Origin of the sequence: Paracoccus sp. Ld10 (assembly GCF_045064235.1) — a bacterium.
Taxonomy (GTDB): domain Bacteria; phylum Pseudomonadota; class Alphaproteobacteria; order Rhodobacterales; family Rhodobacteraceae; genus Paracoccus.
On the sequence record NZ_JBISHD010000031.1, the window covers coordinates 209,474 to 233,149 of the forward strand.

Consider the following 23,676-nt stretch of genomic DNA (forward strand, 5'->3'; position numbering starts at 1 on the left):
CAACCGGGGGATGAACCACGGACAAGCCTGTGGACAGATTGTGCACAATGTTCGCCAACGCTTTGGCATATCACATCATTTTCGTTGAATGACAACATTTGCAGCACGATAGGCTGTCTGTCTGTGCGCGAATCCGGGGGTGGTTCGTGACCCTGCCTGTCAACGGGTTTTCGCAGTCTGACCGCCTAAAATTCCGGTTGAAAGACCGTCTAACCGACGGCAATTTCATCGGCAATCGCCATAACGGCACAGGATATGGTGGTCCGAAAACGGCCCACCACGAGCAGGTTGCAACAGTCACGATCCGACGGACGCCCCCGGGCGAACGCGCCCTGCAGGGGCGGATCGCGGTTGCGCGCAGGGGACCGGAAGGACGGCAGGGATGAAGATCGAACGGCGCTTTACCACGGAAACCGGCGGGGCCTATGGCGGCATCGCGTTCACCACCACCCTCAGCGAGATCCGCAACCCGGACGGCACGGTGGTCTTTCGCAACGACGCGGTCGAGGTGCCCCGGGGCTTCAGCCAGGTCGCAAGCGACGTCATCGCCCAGAAATACTTTCGCCGTGCGGGCGTTCCGGCCCGCCTGAAACCCGTCCGCGAAAAGGGCGTTCCCACGTTCCTGTGGCGTCACGTTCCCGACCACGCCGCGATGGCCGACCTGCCAATGGATGCGCGTTTCGGCGGAGAGACCAGCGCCCGGCAGGTGTTCGACCGCCTGGCCGGGGCCTGGACCTATTGGGGCTGGAAGGGGGGGCATTTCACGACCGAGGCCGACGCCCGCGCCTATCTGGACGAGATGCGGCACATGCTGGCCCGCCAGATGGGCGCCCCGAACAGCCCGCAATGGTTCAACACGGGCCTGCATTGGGCATACGGCATCGACGGGCCGGGGCAGGGGCATTTCCATGTCGACCACCGGACGGGCACGCTGACCGCATCGACCAGCGCCTATGAACACCCGCAGCCGCATGCCTGCTTCATCCAGTCGGTCAGTGATGATCTGGTGAACGAGGGCGGCATCATGGACCTGTGGGTCCGCGAGGCGCGCCTGTTCAAGTACGGCAGCGGCACCGGCACCAATTTCAGCAGTCTGCGCGGCGAGGGGGAAACCCTGTCCGGGGGTGGCAAGTCATCGGGCCTGATGGGGTTCCTGAAGATCGGCGACCGGGCGGCGGGCGCGATCAAGTCGGGCGGCACCACGCGTCGCGCGGCCAAGATGGTCATCTGCGACATGGACCACCCCGACATCGAGGCCTTCGTGAACTGGAAGGTCATCGAAGAGCAGAAAGTCGCGTCCCTGGTGGCGGGGTCCAAGCTGCACGAACGTGAGCTGAACGGGATTTTTGCCGCGATCCGCACGGGCGGGGGCGAGACCGATCCGGCGCAGAACGCCGGTCTGAAGGCTGCGATCCGGTCCGCGAAACGCGCGATGATCCCCGAGACCTATGTGAACCGCGTGCTGCAATATGCGCAGCAGGGCTTCGACAGCATCAAATTTCCGACCTATGACACCGACTGGGACTCCGAGGCCTATGTGTCGGTGTCGGGCCAGAACTCGAACAACTCGGTCCGGGTGACGGACGCGTTCCTGCGCGCGGTGCGCGAGGATGCCCCGTGGGAGTTGATCCGCCGCACCGACGGCCGCGTTGCAAAGACCGTGTCAGCCCGCGATCTGTGGGACCAGATCGGCCACGCGGCCTGGGCCTGCGCCGATCCGGGCATCCAGTTCCACGACACCGTCAACGCCTGGCACACTTGCCCCGAAGACGGGCCGATCCGCGGGTCGAACCCGTGCAGCGAATACATGTTCCTGGACGACACCGCCTGCAATCTGGCGTCGATGAACCTGCTGAGCTTCTGGACGGACGGTCGGTTCGACGCAGACGCCTATGTCCATGCCAGCCGATTGTGGACCGTCACGCTGGAGATCAGCGTGCTGATGGCCCAGTTCCCGTCGCGTGAGATTGCGCAGCGCAGCCATGATTTCCGCACGCTCGGGCTGGGCTATGCCAATATCGGCGGGCTGCTGATGAACATGGGTCTGGGCTATGACAGCGATCAGGGCCGGGCGATGTGTGGGGCGCTGACGGCGATCATGACCGGCACGGCCTATGCCACCAGCGCGCGGATGGCCGCCGAACTGGGGGCGTTCCCGGGATACGCCCGCAACGCCGATTCCATGCTGCGGGTGATCCGCAACCACCGCGCCGCGGCGCATGGCCAGCCGTGCGAGGGCGTGAATGTCGCCCCTGTGGCGCTGGACGCGGCGAACTGTCCCGACGCATCGCTGGTCGATCTGGCCCGTGCGGCGTGGGACGAGGCGCTGGTGCTGGGCCAGGCGCACGGGTTCCGCAACGCCCAGACCACCGTCATCGCGCCAACCGGCACGATCGGGCTGGTCATGGATTGCGACACGACCGGGATCGAGCCGGATTTCGCGCTGGTCAAGTTCAAGAAGCTGGCCGGCGGCGGCTATTTCAAGATCATCAACCAGTCGGTCCCCGCGGCGCTGAAAAAGCTGGGTTATCGCTCTGCGCAGATCGAGGAGATCGTGGGCCACGCGGTGGGTCATGCCACCTTGGGCAACTGCCCCGGCATCAACCACGCGTCGCTGGCCGGTCACGGCTTTGGCGCCACCGAGATCGCGCTGGTCGAGGGCGCGCTGGCATCGGCCTTTGACATCCGGTTTGTGTTCAACCAGTGGACGTTGGGAGAGGATTTCTGTCGCGGCACCCTGGGCATTCCGGCGGACAGGCTGTCGGACCCGACCTTTGATCTGCTGCGCCATCTGGGCTTCACCCGGGCACAGATCGATGCGGCGAACGATCATGTCTGCGGGACGATGACGCTGGAAGGCGCGCCGCATCTGAAGGCCGAACACCTGCCCGTATTCGATTGCGCCAATGCCTGCGGCAAGACCGGGACGCGCTATCTGTCGGTGGACAGCCACATCCACATGATGGCCGCGGCGCAAAGTTTCATTTCGGGGGCGATCAGCAAGACGATCAACATGCCCTCCAGTGCGACGATCGCGGACACGCTGGCCGCGTACGAGCTGTCCCACAGCCTGGGGATCAAGGCCAATGCGCTGTATCGCGACGGATCCAAGCTGAGCCAGCCTCTGGCCAGCGCGCTGATTGATGATGACGATGAGGCCGAGGAGATCCTGGCCCACGGTTCGACCCACGACAAGGCCCGCGTTTTGGCCGAAAAGATCGTCGAGCGTGTCATCGTCAAGGAGATCGTGCGGTCCAACCGCGAAAAGCTGCCGCAGCGCCGCAAGGGGTACACCCAAAAGGCCATCGTTGGCGGGCACAAGGTCTATCTGCGCACCGGCGAATACGACGACGGCAAGCTGGGCGAGATCTTCATCGACATGCACAAGGAAGGCGCGGGTTTTCGCGCGATGATGAACAATTTCGCCATCGCCGTGTCGGTCGGCCTGCAATACGGCGTGCCGCTGGAGGAGTTCGTGGACGCATTCACCTTTACCCGGTTCGAACCGGCGGGGATGGTGCAGGGCAACGACAGCATCAAGAACGCGACCTCGATTCTGGACTATGTGTTCCGCGAACTGGCCGTCAGCTATCTGGACCGCACCGACCTGGCGCATGTCGCCCCCGAAGGCGCGCGTTTCGACGAGATGGGCGGTGGCGAGGACGAAGGGCGCCCCCGCCAGCCGTCCGAGCTGAAATCGCTGACCATGCTGAAACAGATCAGCAGCGCGGGCTATCTGCGCAAGCGGATGCCGCAGGATCTGATGGCCCTGCAGGCGGGCGTGTCGGTGGCCGCGGTCACGACGGGGATGGACCTGCGCGCCAAGGCTCGGATGCAGGGATACGAGGGCGATCCCTGTGGCGAATGCGGCAACTATACGCTGGTGCGCAACGGCACCTGCATGAAATGCAACACCTGCGGCGGCACCAGCGGCTGCAGTTGAGCATGGGTGGGGAATAAGGCGACATCATGCGCCGTTTTCCCATCGACAGGCCCGGCCCTCAGCGGTCGGAAAGCCCCGTCGCAGCAACAGGCGCGCGCAGACGCGCAACGACTGACCCCCCGTGCGTCGTGCACGGGGGGTCTTTTTGCGGCGATGTCGGGGGTGCGTCTTGACGATCGCGTCGGCTTGGCTCTTGACTGCGGGAACAGTCGGCCGCAACCGGCAGGAATGATGACAGGGCAGGGTTCGCCCAAGGGGTTTGTAATGACGATGATCACACCGGTGCTGATGGCGGGCGGTTCGGGCACGCGGCTGTGGCCCGTGTCCCGCAAAAGCTTTCCCAAGCAGTTCGCGGCCCTGACCGGGGACGAGACGCTGTTTCAGGCCTCGGCCCGGCGGCTGTCGGGCAAGGGGTTCGCGGCGCCTGTGGTCATGACGAATTCCGATTTCCGTTTCATCGTGGCCGAACAGCTGGAACAGGCGGGCATCGCGGCGGGTCGCATCGTGATCGAACCAGCGGGCCGCAACACCGCGCCCGCAATTCTGGCGGCGGCGCTGATGGTTGCGGCGGACGATCCCGACGGGCTGGTTCTGGTGGCCCCGTCAGACCACGTGATCCCCGACGCGGATGCCTTTGCCGCGACCGTGGCCGAGGGCGCGCAGGCGGCTGCGCAGGGGCGCATCGTGACCTTTGGCATCACCCCAGACCGACCGGAAACCGGGTACGGCTACCTGGAGCTGGCGGGCACCGGCGCGGGGCCGCAACCCTTGGCGCGCTTCGTGGAAAAGCCCGATGCCGACAGCGCGGCCCAGATGCTGGCCGCCGGCAACTACCTGTGGAACGCGGGCATCTTTCTGTTCAGCGCCCGCACCATGATCGAGGCGTTCCGTGCCCACGCGCCCACCTATCTGGACCCGGTCCAACAGGCGCTGGATCAGTCGCATCTGGACCTGGGCTTTTTGCGGCTGGCCAAGGCGCCCTGGGCCGGGGTCGAGGATCAGTCGATCGACTATGCAGTGATGGAAAAGGCCGACAACCTGACGGTGGTGCGGTTTTCCGGCCGCTGGTCGGACCTTGGCGGCTGGGACGCCGTCTGGCGCGAGGCGCTGGACCACACGCCCTGCGACCACGGGGTGGTCACCGACGCCAATTCGACCGCGATCGATTGCCACGACGTGCTGTTGCGGTCCGACAGCGACGACCTCAAGGTGGTGGGCATCGGGCTGCGCGACGTGATGGTGGTGGCGACGTCGGACGCGGTGCTGGTCGCTGACCGGGGCCGCGCGCAGGACGTGCGGCTGGCCGTGTCCGCGCTCAAGGCCAAGCGCGCCAAGCAGGCCGAGGCCTTCCCCCGCGACCACCGCCCCTGGGGCTGGTTCGAGACGCTGGCCTTGGCTGACCGCTTTCAGGTCAAGCGCATCGTGGTGAAACCCGGCGCGGCCCTGTCGCTGCAAAGCCATGTCCACCGGTCGGAACATTGGATCGTGGTGTCGGGCACCGCGCGTGTCACCGTCGATGACAGCGTGACGCTGGTGACGGAAAACCAGTCGATCTATGTGCCCCTGGGTGCCGTTCACCGGATGGAGAACCCCGGCAAGGTGCCGATGGTTCTGATCGAGGTGCAGACCGGCAGCTATCTGGGAGAGGACGACATCATCCGCTATGAGGATGTCTATTCCCGCAGCAGCGCCGACTGATCACATTGTCTCGCGGATCTGGGCGATGGTTTCGGCCACGCCCACCCGCGGGACACCGCGCAGCATCTGGTCGCCGATCACGAATGTCGGCGTCCCCTGAATCGCCATCGTCTGGCCCAGTTCGTGGTTCTTTTGCAGGACCATGTTCACGGCGTCCGTATCCATATGCGCCATGACCGCATCCGCATCGACGCCGATCTCCTCTGCGACTGTGCGCAGCGAGGCGTCAGAGGCGGGCGCGCGCAGGGCGATCAGCGCGTCATGCGCCTTTTCATAGGCCGCGTCGCCGGCGATCTGATGGACAGCAATGGCAAAGCGGCTGGACAGGACGCTTTCATCGCCGAGGATAGGGAATTCCTTCAGGATCAAACGGATATTACCGTCCTCCTCGACAGCGTCATGGACTTCGGCGTTGAACTGCCGGCAGACGCCGCAGCGATAGTCTATGAATTCGACCATGGTCAGGTCGCCGTCGGGGTTGCCGCCGATCCAGCTGTGACCGTCGTCGAACAGCGCGTCGCTGTTGGCCTGTACCAGCTGCAGATCGGTCTGGGCCGCGTCCTCGGCCTGGCGGCTTTCCAGTACGTTGATCGATTCGATCAGCACCTGCGGATTTTCCATCAGATAGTCGCGCACCGCCGCGCCAAAGGCAGCCTTTTCGTCGTCGGTCATGGCCGACATGTCAAAGGCCGTCGCAGGCGCGGACAGGGCAAGGCTGGTCCCCAGAAACAGGGCGGCGGTCAGGCGGGTCATGGGTACGTCCTTGGTCTGGTGTAGGCGACAGCTTGGACCGCCGCGCCCGCGATGGCAAGAATGCCCACCGACACGGCTGCGTGACGGATCACCCGCGCCTAAAGGCTGGAGCGTGACGCCGCCCCGCGCTATCACGGATCAAAAATGAGGCTGTGCCAATGCGACAATCCCTGCGCGGACAGGTTGACCCGTTCATCGTGATGGACGTGATGGAGGCGGCCGCCCGGGCCGAGGCGGCGGGTCGCCACATCATCCACATGGAGGTCGGCCAGCCCGGCACCCCCGCGCCGTCGGGTGCGCGACAGGCGCTGGCGCAGGCGCTGGAACAGCCGCTTGGCTATACGGTGGCCTTGGGCCTGCCCGCGCTGCGGCAGGGCATCGCGGATCTGTACCGCCGCTGGTACGGGGTCGATCTGGACCCCGCGCGGGTCGTGGTGACACCGGGCAGCAGCGGCGCGTTCATTCTGGCGTTTTCGGCACTGTTCGACGCGGGGGACCGGGTGGCGATGGGCTATCCGGGCTATCCCAGCTATCGCCAGATCCTGCGCGCGATGTCGCTGACCCCGGTGGGCATCCCGACGCGCCCCGAGGACCGCTATCAGCCCCGGCCGCAGGATTTTCCCGATGATGTTCAGGGCCTGATCCTGGCGTCGCCCGGCAATCCGTCGGGGACCGTGCTGACCGTGCCGGAATTGTCCGATCTGACGCAGGCGGCGCGGTCGCGGGACGTGGCCGTCATCTCGGACGAGATCTATCACGGGCTGTCCTATGCCGACCGCTGTCATTCGGCACTGGAGGTGACGGATGAGGTTCTGGTCGTAAACTCTTTCAGCAAATACTTTTCCATGACCGGGTGGCGGGTTGGGTGGATGGTCGTGCCGCCCGACATGGTCCGCACCGTTGAACGGCTGGCGCAGAACCTGTTCATCTGCCCGCCCCATGCCAGTCAGGTTGCCGCGCTGGCCGCGCTGGACTGTATCCCCGAGGCCGAGGCCAACCGCGCCGTCTATGCCGAGAACCGCCGCCTGATGCTGGAAGGGCTGCCGCGTGCGGGCTTTGACCGCATCGCCCCGCCCGAGGGGGCGTTCTACATCTATGCCGACGTGTCGCACCTGACCGACGATTCCGTGGCCTTTGCCGCTGAAATCCTGGACAAGGCGGGCGTTGCGGTTACGCCGGGGCTGGATTTCGACCCCGATCGCGGGGCGCGCACGCTGCGGTTCTCCTATGCCCGCGCGACTGCCGACATCGCCGAGGGTCTGTCCCGCCTGACGGCGTTCATGGCGGCCAGATGAGGTTTCTGCTGCTGATCCTGCTGTTGTTGGCTGGCCCGGTGCAGGCCCAGGACCCGGCACGGCTGATCCTGGGCGGGTCCGCCCTGACGCAGGCGCCGCAGGGCTGGTGGCACCATGCCTTCGGCCCGCAGCCGCTGGAGCTGTCGCTGGCGCTGGACCGCCCGGTGCCGTGGCGGGCGTTTCTGGTCGGCGACCCTGCGCGTCTGGTGGTCGATCTGGAGGGCGTCGATCTGTCAGGCCGCAACCCCGGCGACCTGTTCGGCCACGATCTTGCGCCCGCGATCCGGTGGGGCAGCTTTCGGCGCGGCTGGTCGCGGCTGGTGATCGAACTGCCCGGCCCGTTCAGGGTCGCACAGGCGGGCATGGCGACCCAAGGCGCCGAGGCGCGGCTGCGCGTCGCCCTGAACCCTGTCGCCGCTGAGGATTTCGCGCCCCGCCCATCGGCTGCGGCCGCGTTGCGCAACCTGCCCGACCCCGCCGACCTGCCGCCCCCCGTGACCGCGCAGGGGCTGGTTGTAACGCTGGACCCCGGCCACGGCGGGTTCGATCCCGGCGCACAGGCCGGACCGGATACCGAGGCCGAGCTGGTCCTGACCTTTGCGCAAGAGTTGCGCGCGGCGCTGCAGGCGCGGGGCGTGACGGTCACGATGACCCGCGACAGCGACGTCTATGTCAAGCTGGAGGACCGGATGACCGCCGCACGGCAGTCGGGGGCGCATCTGCTGCTGTCGCTGCATGCCGATGCGCTGCCGCAGGGGCAGGCGGCGGGGGCCACCGTCTATGTCTGGAACAGCACGTCGGACGCGCGGGCGGCGCAGCAGCTGGCCATGCGGCACCAGCGCGACGACCTGCTGGCGGGGGTCGATCTGCGCGGCCAGGACGATGCGCTGGCCACCGTGCTGATGGATTTCGCCCGCACCGACACCCGGCCCCGGTCCGATGCGTTCGCACGGCTGCTGACCTCGCGCATGGCGTTGCGGGGGATCGGTCTGCACGGGCGCCCCGTGCAGGGAGCGGCGTTTTCGGTGCTGAAATCGCCCGATATCGCGTCCGCCCTGCTGGAACTGGGGTTCATTTCGGACCAGACCGACCTTGCGAACCTGACGGATCCGGACTGGCGCGCGCGCATGGTCGAGGCGGTCGCCGAGGCCACGACGGGTTGGTGGCGTGACGAACAGGCGCGTGCCGGGCTGCTTCGTCACTGACACACCCAGTGTTGCTTTGACCGGGGGGCCTGTCGTCGCTATAGACGCGGCAAAACCCCGACAAAGGCTGACCCCGTGCTGCGACCCATTTTGTCTTTCTTTGGTGCGATCTTTTCCTGGGTGGTCACAGGGGTGTTCTTTGCGGCCCTGACCATCGGCGGCATCTTCTGGATCTATTCGCGCGATCTGCCCAGCCACGAGACGCTGGCCCAGTATTCACCCAAGACGATCAGCCGCATCTATTCCGCCGAAGGTCAGCTGATCGACGAATTCGCTGAGGAACGCCGTATCTTTGTCCCCATCGACGAGGTGCCCGACCTGGTCAAGCAGGCCTTTGTCAGTGCCGAGGACAAGAATTTCTACAGCCATCCGGGCTATGACATCCGGGGCATCCTGTCCGCCGCCTTCGAGGCCGCGGCCACCGGCGGGTCCAGCGTGCGCGGCGCGTCCACGATCACCCAACAGGTGATGAAAAATTTCCTGCTGTCCAGCGATCGCAGCGTCGAGCGCAAGGTCAAGGAACTGATCCTGGCGGCGCGCCTGGAGGGCAGCCTGTCCAAGGCCCAAATTCTGGAGCTGTACCTGAACGAGATCTTTCTGGGTCAGAACAGCTTTGGCGTGGCCGCCGCGTCCCAGACCTATTTCAACAAGTCGCTGACCGAACTGGCCCCGCACGAGGCCGCCATGCTGGCCGCCATGCCGCAGGCGCCCGGCCGCTATCACCCCGTGACCGCCAAGGAACGCGTGACCGAGCGGCGCAACTATGTCCTGCGCGAGATGTGGCAGAACGGATATATCGACGAGGCCACCTATGAGGCCGAGGCCAGCCTGCCGTTGCGGTCGGTGCAGAACGGCGACTATCCGTCGTTCCGCCGGGCGCTGCCGCCACGCGATTATTTCACCGACGAAATCCGCCGCCAGCTGTCGCTGGAATTCGGCCAGGAAGAGTTCTTTGGCGGTGGCCTGACGATCCGCGCCACCGTCGATCCCGACCTGCAGTCGGAGGCGGCCAGCGCGTTGCAGGTCGCGCTGGAGGATTACGACCGCAACCGCGGCGTCTGGCGCGGCACCGGCGAGGTGATCGAGGCCGGACTGCTGACCGATGAGGCCAGCTGGCGCGGCGCGCTGTGGGACCTGCGCCTGCCGCGCGACATTCCGGGCTGGCACCCGGCGGTGGTGATGGAGGTTGGCGCGTCCGACGCCCGCATCGGCATCGAGGGCATCGAAGAGGATGGCGACGGCCACTGGATCCCCGCGTCCGACGTGCAATGGGCGCGCCCGCTGGACCGCGAGAGCGGCCAACTGGGCGCGCGCGCTCAGGTGGCGGGCGATCTGGTGCAGGTGGGCGACGTGGTGCTGGTCCGCGCGATGATGGACGGCGCCGAGTTCACGCGCTGGAGCCTGCGGCAGGTGCCCGAGGTTCAGGGCGGATTCATGGCGATGGACGTGAACACCGGTCGCGTGCTGGCGATGCAGGGCGGGTTCTCGTACGAAAGCAGCGTGTTCAACCGCGCGACGCAGGCGCAGCGACAGCCGGGATCGTCGTTCAAGCCCTTTGTCTATGCCGCGGCGCTGGATAACAACTATACCCCCGCGACCATCGTCGTGGACGAGCCGATCCGCATCAACACGCCCCAGGGCCTGTGGGAGCCCAAGAACTCGTCCGGGCGCCACTATGGGCCGACGCCGCTGCGCACCGGGATCGAACAGTCGCGCAACCTGATGACCATCCGCATCGCCGACGATATCGGCATGCAGCAGGTCGCCCGCTATGCCGAGGATTTCGGGGTCTATGACACGCTGGCGCCGTTTCTGGCCAACGCGCTTGGCGCGCAGGAGACGACGCTGTTCAAGATGGTCGCGGCCTATGCGATGTTCGCCAATGGCGGAGAGCGGGTGGAACCCACGCTGGTCGACCGCGTTCAGGATCGCCGGGGGCGGACCGTCTATCGCCACGATCAGCGTGTCTGCGAGACCTGTGCGATGCAGGCGATGCCCGCAGGGCAGGCGCCGGTGATCGACAACAACCGCGAACGCGTGATGGACGCGGTAACGGCCTATCAGCTGACCTCGATGCTGGAAGGTGCGGTGGAACGGGGGTCCGGGTCGGGCGTGGATCTGCCTGTGCCGATCGCGGGCAAGACGGGCACGACGAACGATGCCAAGGATGTCTGGTTCATCGGCTATTCCAGCAATATCGTGGCGGGGTGCTATCTGGGATACGACCAGCCGCGGTCCCTGGGTGAGCGGGCATTTGGCGGCACGTTGTGCGTTCCAGTCTTCAACGCGTTCATGCGCGAGGCGGTGGCGGAATATGGCGGGACAGAGTTCACCGTCCCGCCCGGCGGCTATTGGGTCAAGATCGACCGCATCACCGGCCAGCGCCTGCCCGACGATGCCAGCGGTCCGAATGTCATCGCCGAGTATTTCCGCGATGGCACCGACCCCGATTGGCTGACGCCTTATGTCGTGTCGGGGTTCGGCGACGAGGTGGTGATCCTGCCGTGGGAGGCCGGGGCAGGCGGTGGGGGACAGTCGATCACGACCTCTACCGGGGAACGGCGGGTCATTCCGGGTCGGACCGATTTCGGCACCATGTCGTCGGGCGGGCTGTACTGAGATCAGGGCGGTTGTTGCGTCCCGCGACGGCGGGGGGCCTGCTGCCCCCCGCACCCCCCGCCCATCGCCGTGACGATAGGGAAATTCTGGTCGGACCGGTCCGGCGCATGTGGCGTGCCGGTATCCGTTTACGCGGTCAGAGCCCGAAGTTGCGCTGGTCTTGCCCAAGGTCTGGCTTCGCGGTATCACCCCGGACCTGACGCCTGACCGAAGGAATCCGCCCATGCGCGCCGAGACGCAGTCCACAATCGAGGCCATCCGCCGTTCCCTGACCCTTCTGGGCCAGCGCCTGGACTGGACCACCGCGCCGCATCGCCTGGAAGAGATGAACGCCATGATCGAGGATGGCGACCTGTGGTCGGACCCCGCCCGCGCGCAAAAACTGATGCGCGAGCGGCAGTCCCTGTCGGACGCGATCGAGACCTATCGCCGGATCGAGGACGACCTGACCGCCAATGCCGAGATGGTCGAGCTGGCCGAGGAGGAGGGCGACGCCGAACTGGTCTCCGAGGCCGAGGGCAACCTCAAGACGCTGGCCAAGCTGGCCGCCCAGAAGGAACTGGAGGCCCTGCTGAACGGCGAGGCCGACGGCAACGACACGTTCCTGGAGATCAACGCGGGCGCGGGCGGCACCGAAAGCTGTGATTGGGCGTCGATGCTGGCGCGCATGTACGTGCGTTGGGCCGAGAAGAAGGGATACGAGGTCGAGCTGCTGTCCGAGACGCAGGGCGAAGAGACCGGCCTCCGCAGCGCGGGCTACAAGATCAGCGGGCACAACGCCTATGGCTGGCTGAAATCGGAATCGGGCGTGCACCGGCTGGTCCGCATCAGCCCCTATGACAGCGCGGCGCGGCGGCACACGTCGTTCAGTTCGGTCTGGGTCTATCCGGTGGTCGACGACAACATCGAGATCGACATTCCCGACCGCGACATCCGCATCGACACCTATCGGTCGTCGGGCGCGGGCGGGCAGCACGTCAACACCACAGATTCGGCCGTGCGGATCACCCACCTGCCGACCAACATCGTCGTCACGTCGTCGGAAAAGTCCCAGCACCAGAACCGCGCCAATGCCATGGCCGCGCTGAAGGCGCGCCTGTACCAGATGGAACTGGACCGCCGCAACGCGGAGGTGAACGCCCAGCACGCCGCCAAGGGCGATGCGGGCTGGGGCAACCAGATCCGCAGCTATGTCCTGCACCCCTATCAGATGGTCAAAGATCTGCGCACCAGCGAGGAGACCAGCGATACCCAGGGCGTGCTGGACGGCGATCTGGACCGCTTCATGGCCGCCACGCTGGCGCTGGACGTGGCCGGCAAGAGCCGCGCCGAGGCCAACGCCGAGTGATCCCGCGCCGTCAGTTGGGACAGGGCGGTCCCTTGGTTGGGGCCGTGGCCTTGGGGACGATGAACTTTCAGGGCACCTATGGCGCGGCGGACGCGGCCGACAGCCAGCGCGTGATCGACGCCTGCGTCGATATGGGGATCGACCATATCGACACGTCCGACGTTTATGGTGCCGGCGGGGCCGAGGAGATGCTGGCCCCGGTCCTGGCGCGCCACAAGGGCCGCGTGACCATTGCCAGCAAGGTTGGCATCACCCGCAATCCGGACCATCCGTTTGACAATTCCCCCGCCTATCTGCGCGATGCGCTGGACCAGTCGCTGCGGCGCATGGGGGTCGAGCGGATCGACCTGTACTATCTGCACCGCCGAGAGGCCGCCCGCCCGGTCGAGGAGGCGATGGACACGCTGATGCGCCTGCGGGCCGAGGGCAAGATCGGCGCCATCGGCCTGTCCGAGGTCGCCCCCGCCACACTGGACCGCGCCTGTGCCATCGGTCCGGTCGCCGCGGTGCAATCGGAATATTCGCTATGGTCGCGCCAAGTCGAGCTGGGCATGGTCGATGCCTGCGCGCAACACGGGGCGGCGCTGGTGGCGTTCTCTCCGGTCGGGCGGGGGGTGTTTGCCGATGTACCGCCCGACCGGGCAGGGTTTGCGCCGGGCGATCTGCGCGCGGGGATGCCGCGGTTTCAGGCCGACAACTGGGCGCGCAATCTGCCGCGGCTGCGGGCGTTCGCGGATTGGGCGCGCGATCAGGGCGAAAGCCCCGCGGCCATGGCGATTGCCTGGGTGCTGGCACGTGCCCCGCATGTGATCGCGCTGCCTGGGTCGCGCAGCATGGATCACTGGCACCAGATCGCGCGCGGGGCGGGCCTGTCGCTGACCGCCGATCAGATGGCCCGCATCGATGCGCTGCTGCCTGCGGGATGGGCGCATGGCGCGCGCTATCCGGCGGCCATGGCGCAGGGGCCCGAAACCTGGGCCTGACGGCGCGGCCCTTGCTATGGGTTCTGACCCCGGTATGATGCTGCGACTGCATCATCAAGGGGGCGCGGGCCGTGCAGACCAAACGCATCAACCTGGCCCTGCAGGGGGGTGGGGCGCATGGCGCCTTTACCTGGGGCGTCCTTGACCGGCTGCTGGACGAGGAATGGCTGGAATTCGCGGCGATCAGCGGCACATCGGCGGGGGCGCTGAACGGCGCCGCGCTCAAGGCGGGGCTGGCGGCGGGCAAGGGTCTGGCAGGGCGGCGCGCCGCGCGCGAGAACCTGGACGCGCTATGGGCGCAGGTCGGATCGAAAAGCGACAACCGCGTGGTGCGGTGGATGCAATCGGTGATGCCGATGTCCCGGGGCATGCAGCGCTGGACAGAGATGGTGTCGCCTGCCGCATGGATGGACAATCTGACGCGGCTGTTCAGCCCCTATGATTATGGGCCGTTCTACGTCAACCCGCTGGAATCGCTGTTGCGCGATCTGCCATGGGCCGATTTCACCTGTGATCGTGGGCCGGACCTGTATGTCGCGGCGACGAATGTGCGCACGGGCCGCATCAGGGTGTTCACCGGGGGGCAGGCGACGGTCGATGCGGTCATGGCGTCCGCCTGCCTGCCGACACTGTTCCGCGCAGTCGAGATTCACGACAGCGACACGGGCCGGATCGAGGCCTATTGGGACGGCGGCTATGCCGGCAACCCGGCGCTGTTCCCGCTGTACCGGCCCAGCCTGCCGCGCGACATCCTGATCGTGGCGATCAACCCGCTGATGCGCGAGGTGCTGCCCCGCACCCCGGTGGAAATCTCGGACCGCGTGAACGAGGTCAGCTTCAACAGCAGCCTGATGAACCAGCTGCGCGCGATCAATTTCGTGAAACGCCTGTTCGCGCAGGGCAAGATGGACCCCGACGCGATGAAAAACGTGCTGATCCATTTGATCGACGACGACAAGCTGATGACGGACCTGTCGGCGCGGTCCAAGATGATGCCGCGCCCCGACCTGCTGGCCGCGATGAAGGCCGCGGGCCAGCAGGCCGCCGACAGTTTCCTGACCGATCATGCCGACAAGCTGAACAAGGCCGACAGTTTCGATCTGTCCGCCCTGTTTCCGTCGCAGCGCGTCCCCTAGGCCATCGCGGCGGCGATGCGCGCGGCCAACCGCGCGTTGTTCAGCACCAGTTCGATGTTGCTGTCCAGCGAACGACCCTGGGTCAGCTCAAAGATGCGGCCCAGCAGGAACGGCGTCACGGCCTTGGCGGCGATGCCTTGGGCCGCGGCCTCGGACAGGGCCTGTTCGATCACGGGCATGATCTGGTCCTGGGGGATCTCGGCGTCCGCCGGGATCGGGTTCGCGATCAGCTGACCGCCCTTGAGTCCCAGGGCCGCGCGCATGGCGGCGGCGGCGGCGATTTCCTGGGGGCTGTCCATACGCAACGGCGCCTTGATGCCCGACGCCCGCGACCAAAAGGCCGGCAGCTCGTCCTGGCCAAAGGCGATGACCGGCACGCCCAACGTCTCCAGCACCTCCCACGTCTTGGGCAGGTCCAGGATCGCCTTGGCGCCCGCGGCCACGACCGTCACGGCGGTCTGCGCCAGCTCCTGCAGGTCGGCGGAGATGTCGAAACTGTCCTCGGCCCCGCGATGGACGCCGCCGATGCCGCCGGTGGCAAAGACCTTGATGCCCGCCAGCTGGGCGCAGATCATCGTGGCCGCGACCGTGGTGGCCCCGGTACGACCGTTGGCGATGCAGACGGCCAGATCGGCGCGGCTCAGCTTCATCGCGTCTGCGGACGGGGTCTGGGCCAGGGCGCGCAGGGCTTCGGGCGTCAGGCCGATATGGATCTGGCCGCCCATGACGGCGATTGTCGCGGGGACCGCGCCGCCTTCGCGGATGGTGGCCTCGACCTTTTCGGCCATCTCCAGGTTCTGGGGCCAGGGCATGCCGTGGGTGATGATCGTCGATTCCAGCGCCACCACCGGCAGGCCGCGATCCAGCGCGTCGCGAACCTCGGGGGCAAAGGTGAGGGGGGCAGTATGGGTCACGGGACGTCCTTTCCGGAGACATGCGCGGCCGAGGCCCTGACGGCCTGCCGCAGCGCCGCATCGCGCGGCATTTCCTTGAGTTCGGCGGCCAGATGGGCCGCCAGAAAGCAGTCGCCCGCCCCCGTCACGCGTTCCACGGTGACGGTGGGGGGCTGATGGGTCAGCGTCGGGCCGCCGGCGATGGCCTCGGCGGCAGGGTTCGGGCCGTCTGTGACCAAAACGCGCGCCGCGCCGCGCGCAACGACCGCCTCGGCGGCCAAGGCTGCTGTGGCACAGGCACGCCCTGCCAGAATTTCCGCTTCCAGCCGGTTCAGATAGAAACAGCCGCGTCGTGCGGCGATCAGAGGTTCCAGCCGTTCAGCCTTGCCCGGGCTGGCGGGCACCACGCGCAGATCGGCCTGCAGCAGGCGCGGGTCACGGGCGATGGCGGCCAACAGCTCCTCGGTCAGGTTGCCGTCCAGCACCACGGGACCGGTCCAGGCGGGCAGGGCGTCCAGCGGCGCCAGGATCGCATCCCCCGCAAGCTCCAGGCTGAGGGCGTCGGCCACGGCGGCGATCAGTCCCTCGCTGTCCTCGATCGCCATATAACAGTCGGTGGGCAGGCCCGCGTCGCGCGTCAGGTGATCGGTCATCACGCCAAGCCGATGGGCCTCGGCGATCAGACCCTCGCCCTCGGAATCGCGGCCCACGGCGGACAGGACGGACGGCGTCATGCCCCACCGCGCCAGCGCGACCGCCACGTTCAGCGCGACGCCGCCGGGCAGGTGCCGGATACGGCCCGGCACGTCGGCGCCCGGGGCCATGCGGCGCGGCGCGCGGCCGATCACGTCCCACAGCATCGCACCGATGCACAGCACGTCAGGCGTCTTGGTCATCGTCATCCCCCAGCTGGGCGTCCAGAAAGCGTTCGAAATCATCCAGGTCGACCGGGTCGAACTGCCCGAAACCCTGCATCCAGACCGAGGCCAGGCGCATCCCGTCCGGGTCCAGCTTGCACCAAGTGATCCTGCCCCGCCTTTCCTGCCGGATCAGTCCGGCGGCTGCAAGCACCGCCAGATGTTTGGAGATCGCCGCCAGGCTGACCTGGAACGGGTGGGCCACGTCGCTGACGGCCATGTCATCCTCCAGCAGCATCGCCAGAACGCGCCGCCGCGTCGGGTCCGACAGGGCCGCAAAGATCAGGTCCAGCCGGTCCGGCAGGGTGGGCGGGGTCATGGCAGGGCTTTCTGCAGGGCCAACGGTCAACCGGGCGGTTGAATGATGGCGCGACAGCGCGGGGATTGCAAGATCGCCGATATATAAGAATATTGATCCATATCAATGATTTGCAACCGGGGTGCAGTTGCTTGACTTGGGGGGCGTCTGCCCCTAGACAGCGGCCAACGACGTGGGGCGTGACAGATGGCCGAAAAACCACGGGGCGATGCAGACAGAGCGGCGGATGCCGACCGGCTGCGCGCACTCGAGGCCAAGCTGGCGGCCCTGACGCCAAAGCCCAAGGGCCCCGGCCCGATGGGAAAGTACGAACAGGCAAACCTTGCCTGGCGGATGGTGATCGAACTGGTGGCCGGCCTTGGGCTGGGGTTTCTGGTCGGTTACGGACTGGATCATCTGATGGGCACCACGCCTTTTCTGATGGTCCTGTTCATCTTCCTCGGCCTTGCGGCTGGCGTCAAATCCATGATGCGCACCGCGTCCGAGCTTGACAGGAAACCCGGCCCCGCGCCGGACGGCGAAAAATCCGGCGAACGGCCGGACCGTGACGAAAGGGACTGATCGTGGCGACGGAAGCGACTGGCGGCGGCCTTGAATTCCACCCGATGGACCAGTTCGTGGTCTCGCCGCTGTTCGGTGACGGGCCCGTGGCGTGGTACACGCCCACCAACGTGACGCTGTGGCTGGCGCTGACCGCGCTGGCATCCATCGCACTGCTGGTGCTGGGAACCCGCGGCCGTGCCATCGTGCCGAACCGTGCCCAGTCCATCGCCGAAATGGCCTATGGCCTGGTCCACAAGATGATCGAGGACATCGCCGGCAAGGATGGCCTGCGGTATTTCCCTTATATCCTGACTCTGTTCATGTTCGTGGTCTTTGCGAACCTGCTGGGCCTGCTGCCGCTGGCCTTCACCACGACCTCGCATATCGCCGTCACGGGCGTTCTGGCGCTGGCCGTGTTCTTTGGTGTGACCATCATCGGCTTTGCCAAGAACGGCATGCACTTTCTTGACCTGTTCTGGGTCCGCTCGGCACCGCTGGCCGTGCGTCCCGTGCTGGCCGTGATCGAGGTCATCAGCTATTTCGTGCGTCCGCTGTCGCTGTCCATTCGTCTTGCGGGCAACATGATCGCCGGTCACGCCGTCATCAAGGTTTTCGCGGGCTTTGCGGCCATCGCCGCCGTTGCCCCCATCGCCATTATCGCAGTCATCGGGATGTATGCCTTTGAGGTGCTTGTCGCCATCGTCCAGGCCTATGTGTTCACCATCCTGACCTGCGTTTACCTCAAGGACGCGCTGCACCCGTCGCACTGACGCGACGGTCCTCGCAGCCCCTGCGCGGTTCCCTTCCGGGTCCGCATCCACCACGATCGACCAACTTCCAACCGCAAGGAGAAATACCATGGAAGGCAATATCGGAGAACTGGGCCAGTACATCGGCGTCGGCCTGACCGCATTCGGCATGGGCATGGCTGCTCTGGGCGTGGGCAACGTCGCTGGCAACTTCCTTGCTGGCGCCCTGCGCAACCCTTCGGCCGCTGCCGGCCAGACCGCCACGCTGTTCATCGGCATGGCATTCGCCGAAGCACTGGGGATCTTCTCGTTCCTCGTCGCGCTTCTGCTGATGTTCGCGGTCTGATCCACGGCCATCCTTGCGGCGGGGTGGGGGCCTGTCCCCCGCCCCTTCGTTCGTTTCAGGGTCTTCGGGCCCAGGCCATGGGGTAGGATATGTTCAGCCTGTTGCAAGAGGCCGCCACCACCGCGGTCGAACACTCTGAGGGCGCGATCGTCATCGACGATGCGGCGACCCACGGCACCGATGCCGCGACCCATGGGGTCGATGCAGCCGGTCACGCCGCCGAATCTGCGGGCCTGCCGCAGCTGGATATCGCCTCGTTCGGCAACCAGATCTTCTGGCTGGTCGTCACGCTGGTGGTCCTCTATCTGGTTCTGTCGCGCGTGGCCCTGCCGCGGATCGCGGCCGTTCTGTCCGACCGTCAGGGTGCCGTCACCGGCGATCTGATGGCCGCCGAAGAATTCAAGCTGAAGGCCCGCGAGGCCGAAGCTGCCTATGACAAGGCGCTGGCCGATGCCCGCACCGAGGCGCAGGCCATCGTCGCCAAGAACCGCGCCGAGATCCAGGCACAGCTGGATCAGGCGATCGCCAAGGCCGACGCCGAAATCGCTGCCCGCACCGCCGAGTCCGAGGTGCGCATCCGCGACGTTCGCGCATCCGCCGATGTCAGCGCGCGTGAGGTGGCACAGGATGTCACCGCCGAACTGGTCCGCACCTTTGGTGGCCAGGCAGACGACGCCGCCGTGGGCGCAGCCCTGGACGGACGCATGAAGGGGGCCGTGCAATGAACCGCATGATCGCAACGCTGATCCTGCTCAGCACCGGGCCCGCCATGGCCGCGACGGGGGATTACGGGTTCTTCTCGCTGCGCAACACCGATTTCATCGTGCTGCTGTCGTTCCTGGGCTTTGTCGGGGTGCTGGTCTATTTCAAGGTGCCTGCGCTGCTGGGTGGCCTGCTGGACAAGCGGGCGCATGGCATCCGCAACGACCTGGACGAGGCCCGTCGCCTGCGCGAAGAGGCGCAGGAGATCTATGCCAGCTACGAACGTCGCTCGCGCGAGGTCAAGACGCAGGCCGACCAGATCGTCGCCAACGCCAAGCGCGAGGCCGAGGCCCAAGCCGCCAAGGCGCGTGAAGATCTGGCCCGGTCCATCGACCGTCGCCTGCAGGCTGCTCAGGACCAGATCGCCAGCGCCGAAAGCGACGCCGTGCGTGCTGTCCGTGACCGCGCCGTTGCCGCATCCATTGCCGCCGCCGGAGAAATCCTGGCAGGACAGGTGCGCGCCGGTCAGCGTTCGGCCGGGATCGATGATGCGATCGAAGACGTCGCCCGTCGCCTGAACTGAGCCACAACAGACTTTGATAAAAAGGGCCCCCGCTTGTCGGGGGCCTTTTTCATGGGGCGTGACGGTTCTGCAGGCGCAGACGTGCGATCGCCGCGTGATCGTCCGCCCGCCGCTGCGCGGTCAGGGTGCGCGCCACAAGATCCAGATGATCCTCCAGCACGGCACGGGCGCGGGGGCCATCGCGCGCTTGCAGAGCGTCATTTATTGCGATGTGCTGGTCCAGCAGGCGGTCGCGCAGTTCCGGGCTGGCAAAGATCCGGGGGCGGTTGAACAGCATCCCTTGGCGCAACAGATCCTGCATCGCGCGCATCAGGTGCAGCGCGATCAGGTTGTGGCTGGATTCGACAATGGCCATGTGAAAGTCGGCGTCCAACGCGGCCTCGGCCTGCGGATCGGGGCTGGCATGGGCGTGGCACATGGCCTGAACGATACGGTCCAGAACCGCCAGATCGGTATCCCCGGCGGCGATGGCGGCACGTTCGGCGGCCAACCCCTCCAGGTCCTTGCGGAAGCTCAGATAGTCGTCGGCGGCCTGTGGATGGCGCGCGATCAGCCGCACCAGCGCCGGGGAAAACGCGCTGCCCAGCACGTCGGCCACAAAGACGCCCGCGCCCGGGCGGGTGACCAGCAGCCCGTCGGCCTGCATCGCGGCCAATGCCTCGCGCAGCGATGGGCGGCTGACCCCCATGCGTTCGGCCAGGTCGCGTTCGCCCGGCAGGCGTTCGCCGGGGCGCAGCACGCCCTGCAGGATCAACGCCTCTATCTGGGCCGTCACGGCGTCGGACAGGCGGGCGGCGTCGATGGGCTGAAAAGGGCTGTCGGCGTCAGGCATGGCAGGATTCCGGGGTTTGGCGGATCATCCTATGGCCGGACCCCGCCAATGCAAAGAGGCCGGGCGATGGCCCGGCCTCTTGATTGTCATGCGACGCGATTACTGCGTCGGACGGATCAGGATCTCGACCCTGCGGTTCTGGGCACGGCCTGCGGCGGTGTCGTTCGACGCGATCGGCTGGTTGAAGCTGGCGCCAAGCGCCGACAGGCGGCCCTGTGCCACACCGGCGGCGGACAGGATGCCCGCGACCGACTGTGCACGGCGCTGCGACAGGTCCTGGTTCAGGGCGGCGCTGCCGGTGTTGTCGGTATGGCCCACGACCTCGACCCGGCTGTTGGGGTACTGGTTCAGGTTGCGCGCCACGGCGTACAGGTCGGTCTGTGCCGGGCCGGACACGGCGGCCGATCCGGTGGCGAACAGGATCCCCTCGGGCAGGATGACCTGCAGATAGCTGCCGCGGTTGATGATCTGGACGTTGGGGTTGCTGATCGATTGTTCCAGCGCGGCCTTCTGGCGGTCCAGAATGTTGCCGGCCACCGCACCCGCGGCAGCGCCCAGAATCGCACCGCGTGCGGCGTCGCGGCCCTGATTATTGCTGTCGCTGTCGCGCGTGCCGCCATACAGCGCGCCAACGGCGGCGCCGGCCAGCGCGCCCTGTTGGGTGCGGCTGAGACCGGTGGTGCCGGTGCCTGTATCGGTCATCGCGGGCGCGCACGCGCCCAGCAGGGTCAGGCCACAAACGGCCAGGATCGAAGTTTTGCGGAGGTTCATCGGGCTCCCTTTCCTTGGGTCGCGGGCGGGCCTTGGTGCCGTGCCCGGTGCGTTCGTGGCTGCCCGGAGGGTCCAATCGGACTGATTCCGGAATATGCCGTCAACGCGTGGCACGCTGTCGCAGTTCCACGTCAAAGGAAAGTCACTGTTTCGTGGAGGTCACTGGAAACGCGGCAAAAACCCGCCTGTGGCCCGATGGGGCGGGGCATGCTTGCAAACGCGCGCTGTGGCGGTCAAAAGCGGGCATGGCCATTCAGCGTCGCATGCCGCCCCCATTGCCCTTTGCCGATCAGGTTGCGATCTTTTCGCGGCTGGCCGAGGACAACCCGGCCCCCGAAACCGAGCTGCTGTTCGTGAACCCGTTCACGCTGGTCGTGGCGGTGGCGCTGTCGGCGCAAGCCACGGATGTGGGCGTGAACCGCGCGACGCGCGGGCTGTTCGCGGTGGCCGACACGCCTGAAAAGATGCTGGATCTGGGTGTCGAGGGCGTGACCGAGCACATCAGGACCATCGGCCTGTTCCGGCAAAAGGCCAAGAACGTCATCGCCCTGTCGCGGATCCTGGTCAACGATTACGGGGGTCAGGTGCCCGACAGCCGCGCCGCCCTGACCAGCCTGCCGGGCGTGGGACGCAAGACGGCGAATGTCGTGCTGTCCTGTGCGTTCGGCCATCCGGCACAGGCGGTCGACACGCATATCTTTCGGGTGGGCAACCGTACGCGCATCGCGCCCGGCCGCGACGTCGACGAGGTCGAGCGCGCGATCGAGGACAACGTTCCCGCCCGGTTCCAGACCCACGCGCATCACTGGCTGATCCTGCACGGGCGCTATGTCTGTCAGGCGCGCAAACCCCGCTGCGGCATCTGCCCGATCCGCAACCTGTGCCCCTATGAGGAGAAGACAGCATGACCACCCCGGACAAGACTGGGCCTTATATCGTCGGCATCGGCAATGCCGTGATGGACATCATCGCGCCGACCGAGGAGGCACGCCTGGAGGCCTTGGGGATCACCAAGGGTATCATGCAGCTGGTCGACCGCGAGCGGTCGGAATACCTGATGGCAACCCAGGCCGACGACCATTCCGCGCGCCGTGATCAGGCGCGCATGGTCGCGGGCGGCAGCGTGGCGAACACCTTGGCGGGCATCGGCGGGATGGGGCTGCGCACGGCGTTCATCGGCAGCGTGGCGGATGACGAAATCGGGCGTCTGTATGCCCGGCAGACCGAAACCGCAGGCACGCGGTTCGTGAACCCGCCCGTGGCGGGGGGCGCGCTGCCCAGCTCTCGCACGATCATCTTTGTCACGCCGGATGGCGAGCGGTCGATGAACACCTATCTGGGAATTTCGGCCGAGCTGGGACCAACCGACGTCGCGCCCGAGGTGTTCGACGGTGCGGGCTGGCTGTTCCTGGAGGGTTATCTGTTCGATAAGGACAAGGGCAAGGCCGCGTTCCTGAAGGCCGCTGAATGCTGTCATGCGGCGGGCGGGCAGGCGGGGATCGCCCTGTCGGACCCGTTCTGCGTGGACCGCCACCGCGACGATTTCCGCCGCCTGGTCGCGGGTCCGATGGATTACGTGATCGGCAACGTCCACGAATGGCAGTCGCTGTACCAGGTCGAGGACCTGGAGGAGGCGCTGCGCCTGGCGGTCGCCGATTGCGGGACGGTGATCTGCACCCGGTCGGGTGACGATGCGATCCTGATCCGCGACGGGGAACGGGTGTCGGTGCCGGTGCAGCGCGTCGTGCCGGTTGATGCGACCGGGGCGGGCGATCAGTTTGCGGCGGGCCTGATCTATGGGTTGGCAACGGGGCATCCGTTGTCGGTCGCGGGCCGCATGGGGATCATCGCGGCGTCCGAGGTGATCGGCCATGTGGGCCCGCGACCGCAATCGGACATTCTGGCGCGGTTCCGGGCCGCAGGTCTGGCCTGATCTGCGTCCCGCGACGCGCCGGGGGGCCAGCCCCCCGGACCCCCCGGCGTTGCCCGGCCCATGCCCGCCCATCGCGGTTTCGTGGCGTTGCGCGGCAGGGGGGGCGCG

At 66.8% G+C, this 23,676-nt stretch carries 21 protein-coding genes; 15 read left to right on the forward strand and 6 right to left on the reverse strand.

Annotated features, from left to right (window positions below):
- The first annotated feature begins 382 nt into the window (after positions 1–382).
- Positions 383–3,943, forward strand: a complete 3,561-nt coding sequence (locus ACJJVR_RS13120; protein WP_405405194.1) for a vitamin B12-dependent ribonucleotide reductase — start codon at positions 383–385, stop codon at positions 3,941–3,943.
- Positions 3,944–4,213: 270 nt separating this feature from the next.
- Positions 4,214–5,641 (forward strand): mannose-1-phosphate guanylyltransferase/mannose-6-phosphate isomerase, encoded by a 1,428-nt coding sequence (locus tag ACJJVR_RS13125; protein ID WP_405405423.1) that lies wholly within the window; start codon positions 4,214–4,216, stop codon positions 5,639–5,641.
- Here ACJJVR_RS13125 and ACJJVR_RS13130 read toward each other — a convergent pair whose 3' ends face one another.
- The gene (locus tag ACJJVR_RS13130; protein WP_405405196.1) at positions 5,642–6,394 is read right to left on the reverse strand and encodes a DsbA family protein; all 753 of its coding nucleotides are present in this window, start codon (positions 6,392–6,394) and stop codon (positions 5,642–5,644) included. It lies immediately after the preceding gene.
- A 158-nt stretch (positions 6,395–6,552) separates the two neighbouring features.
- Between ACJJVR_RS13130 and ACJJVR_RS13135 the strand changes: the two genes are divergently transcribed.
- From ACJJVR_RS13135 to ACJJVR_RS13160, 6 genes are all read left to right on the forward strand, one after another.
- Complete coding sequence (locus ACJJVR_RS13135) at positions 6,553–7,689, forward strand: pyridoxal phosphate-dependent aminotransferase (RefSeq protein ID WP_405405198.1); 1,137 nt, start codon at positions 6,553–6,555, stop codon at positions 7,687–7,689.
- On the forward strand, positions 7,686–8,894 hold the full coding sequence (locus tag ACJJVR_RS13140; RefSeq protein WP_405405199.1) for an N-acetylmuramoyl-L-alanine amidase: 1,209 nt from the start codon (positions 7,686–7,688) through the stop codon (positions 8,892–8,894). The genes ACJJVR_RS13135 and ACJJVR_RS13140 overlap by 4 nt, the downstream gene beginning before the upstream one ends.
- Before the next feature lie 75 nt (positions 8,895–8,969).
- Positions 8,970–11,513: a penicillin-binding protein 1A gene (locus ACJJVR_RS13145; protein ID WP_405405201.1), complete on the forward strand. Its 2,544-nt coding sequence runs from the start codon at positions 8,970–8,972 to the stop codon at positions 11,511–11,513.
- 223 nt (positions 11,514–11,736) lie between these two features.
- A complete protein-coding gene (gene prfB / locus ACJJVR_RS13150) occupies positions 11,737–12,861 on the forward strand; it encodes a peptide chain release factor 2 (protein WP_405405203.1) in 1,125 nt (374 codons plus the stop codon).
- On the forward strand, positions 12,858–13,844 hold the full coding sequence (locus tag ACJJVR_RS13155; RefSeq protein WP_405405205.1) for an aldo/keto reductase: 987 nt from the start codon (positions 12,858–12,860) through the stop codon (positions 13,842–13,844). Before prfB ends, ACJJVR_RS13155 begins: the two co-directional genes overlap by 4 nt.
- A 71-nt stretch (positions 13,845–13,915) precedes the next feature.
- The gene (locus ACJJVR_RS13160; protein ID WP_405405206.1) at positions 13,916–14,980 is read left to right on the forward strand and encodes a patatin-like phospholipase family protein; all 1,065 of its coding nucleotides are present in this window, start codon (positions 13,916–13,918) and stop codon (positions 14,978–14,980) included.
- Here ACJJVR_RS13160 and ACJJVR_RS13165 read toward each other — a convergent pair.
- Genes ACJJVR_RS13165 through ACJJVR_RS13175 form a run of 3 tightly spaced genes read right to left on the reverse strand, consistent with a single transcriptional unit; the run spans position 14,977 to position 17,109 of the window.
- A complete protein-coding gene (locus ACJJVR_RS13165; protein WP_405405208.1) occupies positions 14,977–15,894 on the reverse strand; it encodes a pseudouridine-5'-phosphate glycosidase in 918 nt (305 codons plus the stop codon). The genes ACJJVR_RS13160 and ACJJVR_RS13165 overlap by 4 nt on opposite strands.
- The gene (locus ACJJVR_RS13170; protein ID WP_405405209.1) at positions 15,891–16,769 is read right to left on the reverse strand and encodes a PfkB family carbohydrate kinase; all 879 of its coding nucleotides are present in this window, start codon (positions 16,767–16,769) and stop codon (positions 15,891–15,893) included. The genes ACJJVR_RS13165 and ACJJVR_RS13170 overlap by 4 nt, the downstream gene beginning before the upstream one ends.
- Positions 16,753–17,109, reverse strand: coding sequence for an ArsR/SmtB family transcription factor (locus ACJJVR_RS13175; RefSeq protein ID WP_405405210.1), 357 nt, complete (start codon positions 17,107–17,109; stop codon positions 16,753–16,755). Before ACJJVR_RS13175 ends, ACJJVR_RS13170 begins: the two co-directional genes overlap by 17 nt.
- 186 nt (positions 17,110–17,295) lie before the next feature.
- Here ACJJVR_RS13175 and ACJJVR_RS13180 point away from each other — a divergent pair, with 186 nt between their 5' ends.
- The 5 genes from ACJJVR_RS13180 to ACJJVR_RS13200 all read left to right on the forward strand — a co-directional run bounded on the left by ACJJVR_RS13180 (position 17,296) and on the right by ACJJVR_RS13200 (position 20,032).
- Entirely contained in the window at positions 17,296–17,670 is a 375-nt protein-coding gene (locus ACJJVR_RS13180; protein ID WP_405405211.1) for an AtpZ/AtpI family protein, read from the forward strand.
- Positions 17,671–17,672: 2 nt separating this feature from the next.
- On the forward strand, positions 17,673–18,422 hold the full coding sequence (locus tag ACJJVR_RS13185) for a F0F1 ATP synthase subunit A (RefSeq protein ID WP_405405213.1): 750 nt from the start codon (positions 17,673–17,675) through the stop codon (positions 18,420–18,422).
- 88 nt (positions 18,423–18,510) lie between these two features.
- Entirely contained in the window at positions 18,511–18,747 is a 237-nt protein-coding gene (locus tag ACJJVR_RS13190; RefSeq protein ID WP_042244507.1) for a F0F1 ATP synthase subunit C, read from the forward strand.
- A gap of 89 nt (positions 18,748–18,836) precedes the next feature.
- Positions 18,837–19,472, forward strand: a complete 636-nt coding sequence (locus tag ACJJVR_RS13195) for a F0F1 ATP synthase subunit B' (protein ID WP_405405215.1) — start codon at positions 18,837–18,839, stop codon at positions 19,470–19,472.
- Positions 19,469–20,032, forward strand: a complete 564-nt coding sequence (locus ACJJVR_RS13200; RefSeq protein ID WP_405405216.1) for a F0F1 ATP synthase subunit B — start codon at positions 19,469–19,471, stop codon at positions 20,030–20,032. The genes ACJJVR_RS13195 and ACJJVR_RS13200 overlap by 4 nt, the downstream gene beginning before the upstream one ends.
- A 49-nt stretch (positions 20,033–20,081) precedes the next feature.
- Here ACJJVR_RS13200 and ACJJVR_RS13205 read toward each other — a convergent pair whose 3' ends face one another.
- Complete coding sequence (locus ACJJVR_RS13205) at positions 20,082–20,864, reverse strand: FadR/GntR family transcriptional regulator (protein WP_405405217.1); 783 nt, start codon at positions 20,862–20,864, stop codon at positions 20,082–20,084.
- A gap of 99 nt (positions 20,865–20,963) precedes the next feature.
- Positions 20,964–21,635 carry an OmpA family protein gene (locus ACJJVR_RS13210; RefSeq protein WP_405405219.1) on the reverse strand — a complete coding sequence of 224 codons (672 nt, stop codon included), beginning with the start codon at positions 21,633–21,635 and terminating at the stop codon, positions 20,964–20,966.
- Positions 21,636–21,880: 245 nt separating this feature from the next.
- Here ACJJVR_RS13210 and nth point away from each other — a divergent pair, with 245 nt between their 5' ends.
- Together nth and ACJJVR_RS13220 are read left to right on the forward strand one after the other, a co-directional pair.
- On the forward strand, positions 21,881–22,543 hold the full coding sequence (gene nth, locus ACJJVR_RS13215) for an endonuclease III (RefSeq protein WP_405405221.1): 663 nt from the start codon (positions 21,881–21,883) through the stop codon (positions 22,541–22,543).
- Positions 22,540–23,568, forward strand: coding sequence for an adenosine kinase (locus ACJJVR_RS13220; RefSeq protein WP_405405222.1), 1,029 nt, complete (start codon positions 22,540–22,542; stop codon positions 23,566–23,568). Before nth ends, ACJJVR_RS13220 begins: the two co-directional genes overlap by 4 nt.
- The last annotated feature ends 108 nt before the right edge of the window (positions 23,569–23,676 follow it).

Bases quoted from the DNA above. Each gene is read 5' to 3' on its own strand.
- ACJJVR_RS13180 (WP_405405211.1), top strand. From the start codon at position 17,296: ATGGCCGAAAAACCACGGGGCGATGCAGACAGAGCGGCGGATGCCGAC.
- ACJJVR_RS13175 (WP_405405210.1), bottom strand. From the start codon at position 17,109: ATGACCCCGCCCACCCTGCCGGACCGGCTGGACCTGATCTTTGCGGCC.
- nth (WP_405405221.1), top strand. From the start codon at position 21,881: ATGGCCATTCAGCGTCGCATGCCGCCCCCATTGCCCTTTGCCGATCAG.
- ACJJVR_RS13205 (WP_405405217.1), bottom strand. From the start codon at position 20,864: ATGCCTGACGCCGACAGCCCTTTTCAGCCCATCGACGCCGCCCGCCTG.
- ACJJVR_RS13200 (WP_405405216.1), top strand. From the start codon at position 19,469: ATGAACCGCATGATCGCAACGCTGATCCTGCTCAGCACCGGGCCCGCC.
- ACJJVR_RS13120 (WP_405405194.1), top strand. From the start codon at position 383: ATGAAGATCGAACGGCGCTTTACCACGGAAACCGGCGGGGCCTATGGC.
- ACJJVR_RS13135 (WP_405405198.1), top strand. From the start codon at position 6,553: ATGCGACAATCCCTGCGCGGACAGGTTGACCCGTTCATCGTGATGGAC.
- ACJJVR_RS13210 (WP_405405219.1), bottom strand. From the start codon at position 21,635: ATGAACCTCCGCAAAACTTCGATCCTGGCCGTTTGTGGCCTGACCCTG.
- ACJJVR_RS13190 (WP_042244507.1), top strand. From the start codon at position 18,511: ATGGAAGGCAATATCGGAGAACTGGGCCAGTACATCGGCGTCGGCCTG.
- prfB (WP_405405203.1), top strand. From the start codon at position 11,737: ATGCGCGCCGAGACGCAGTCCACAATCGAGGCCATCCGCCGTTCCCTG.
- ACJJVR_RS13125 (WP_405405423.1), top strand. From the start codon at position 4,214: ATGATCACACCGGTGCTGATGGCGGGCGGTTCGGGCACGCGGCTGTGG.
- ACJJVR_RS13130 (WP_405405196.1), bottom strand. From the start codon at position 6,394: ATGACCCGCCTGACCGCCGCCCTGTTTCTGGGGACCAGCCTTGCCCTG.
- ACJJVR_RS13220 (WP_405405222.1), top strand. From the start codon at position 22,540: ATGACCACCCCGGACAAGACTGGGCCTTATATCGTCGGCATCGGCAAT.
- ACJJVR_RS13140 (WP_405405199.1), top strand. From the start codon at position 7,686: ATGAGGTTTCTGCTGCTGATCCTGCTGTTGTTGGCTGGCCCGGTGCAG.
- ACJJVR_RS13195 (WP_405405215.1), top strand. From the start codon at position 18,837: ATGTTCAGCCTGTTGCAAGAGGCCGCCACCACCGCGGTCGAACACTCT.
- ACJJVR_RS13170 (WP_405405209.1), bottom strand. From the start codon at position 16,769: ATGACCAAGACGCCTGACGTGCTGTGCATCGGTGCGATGCTGTGGGAC.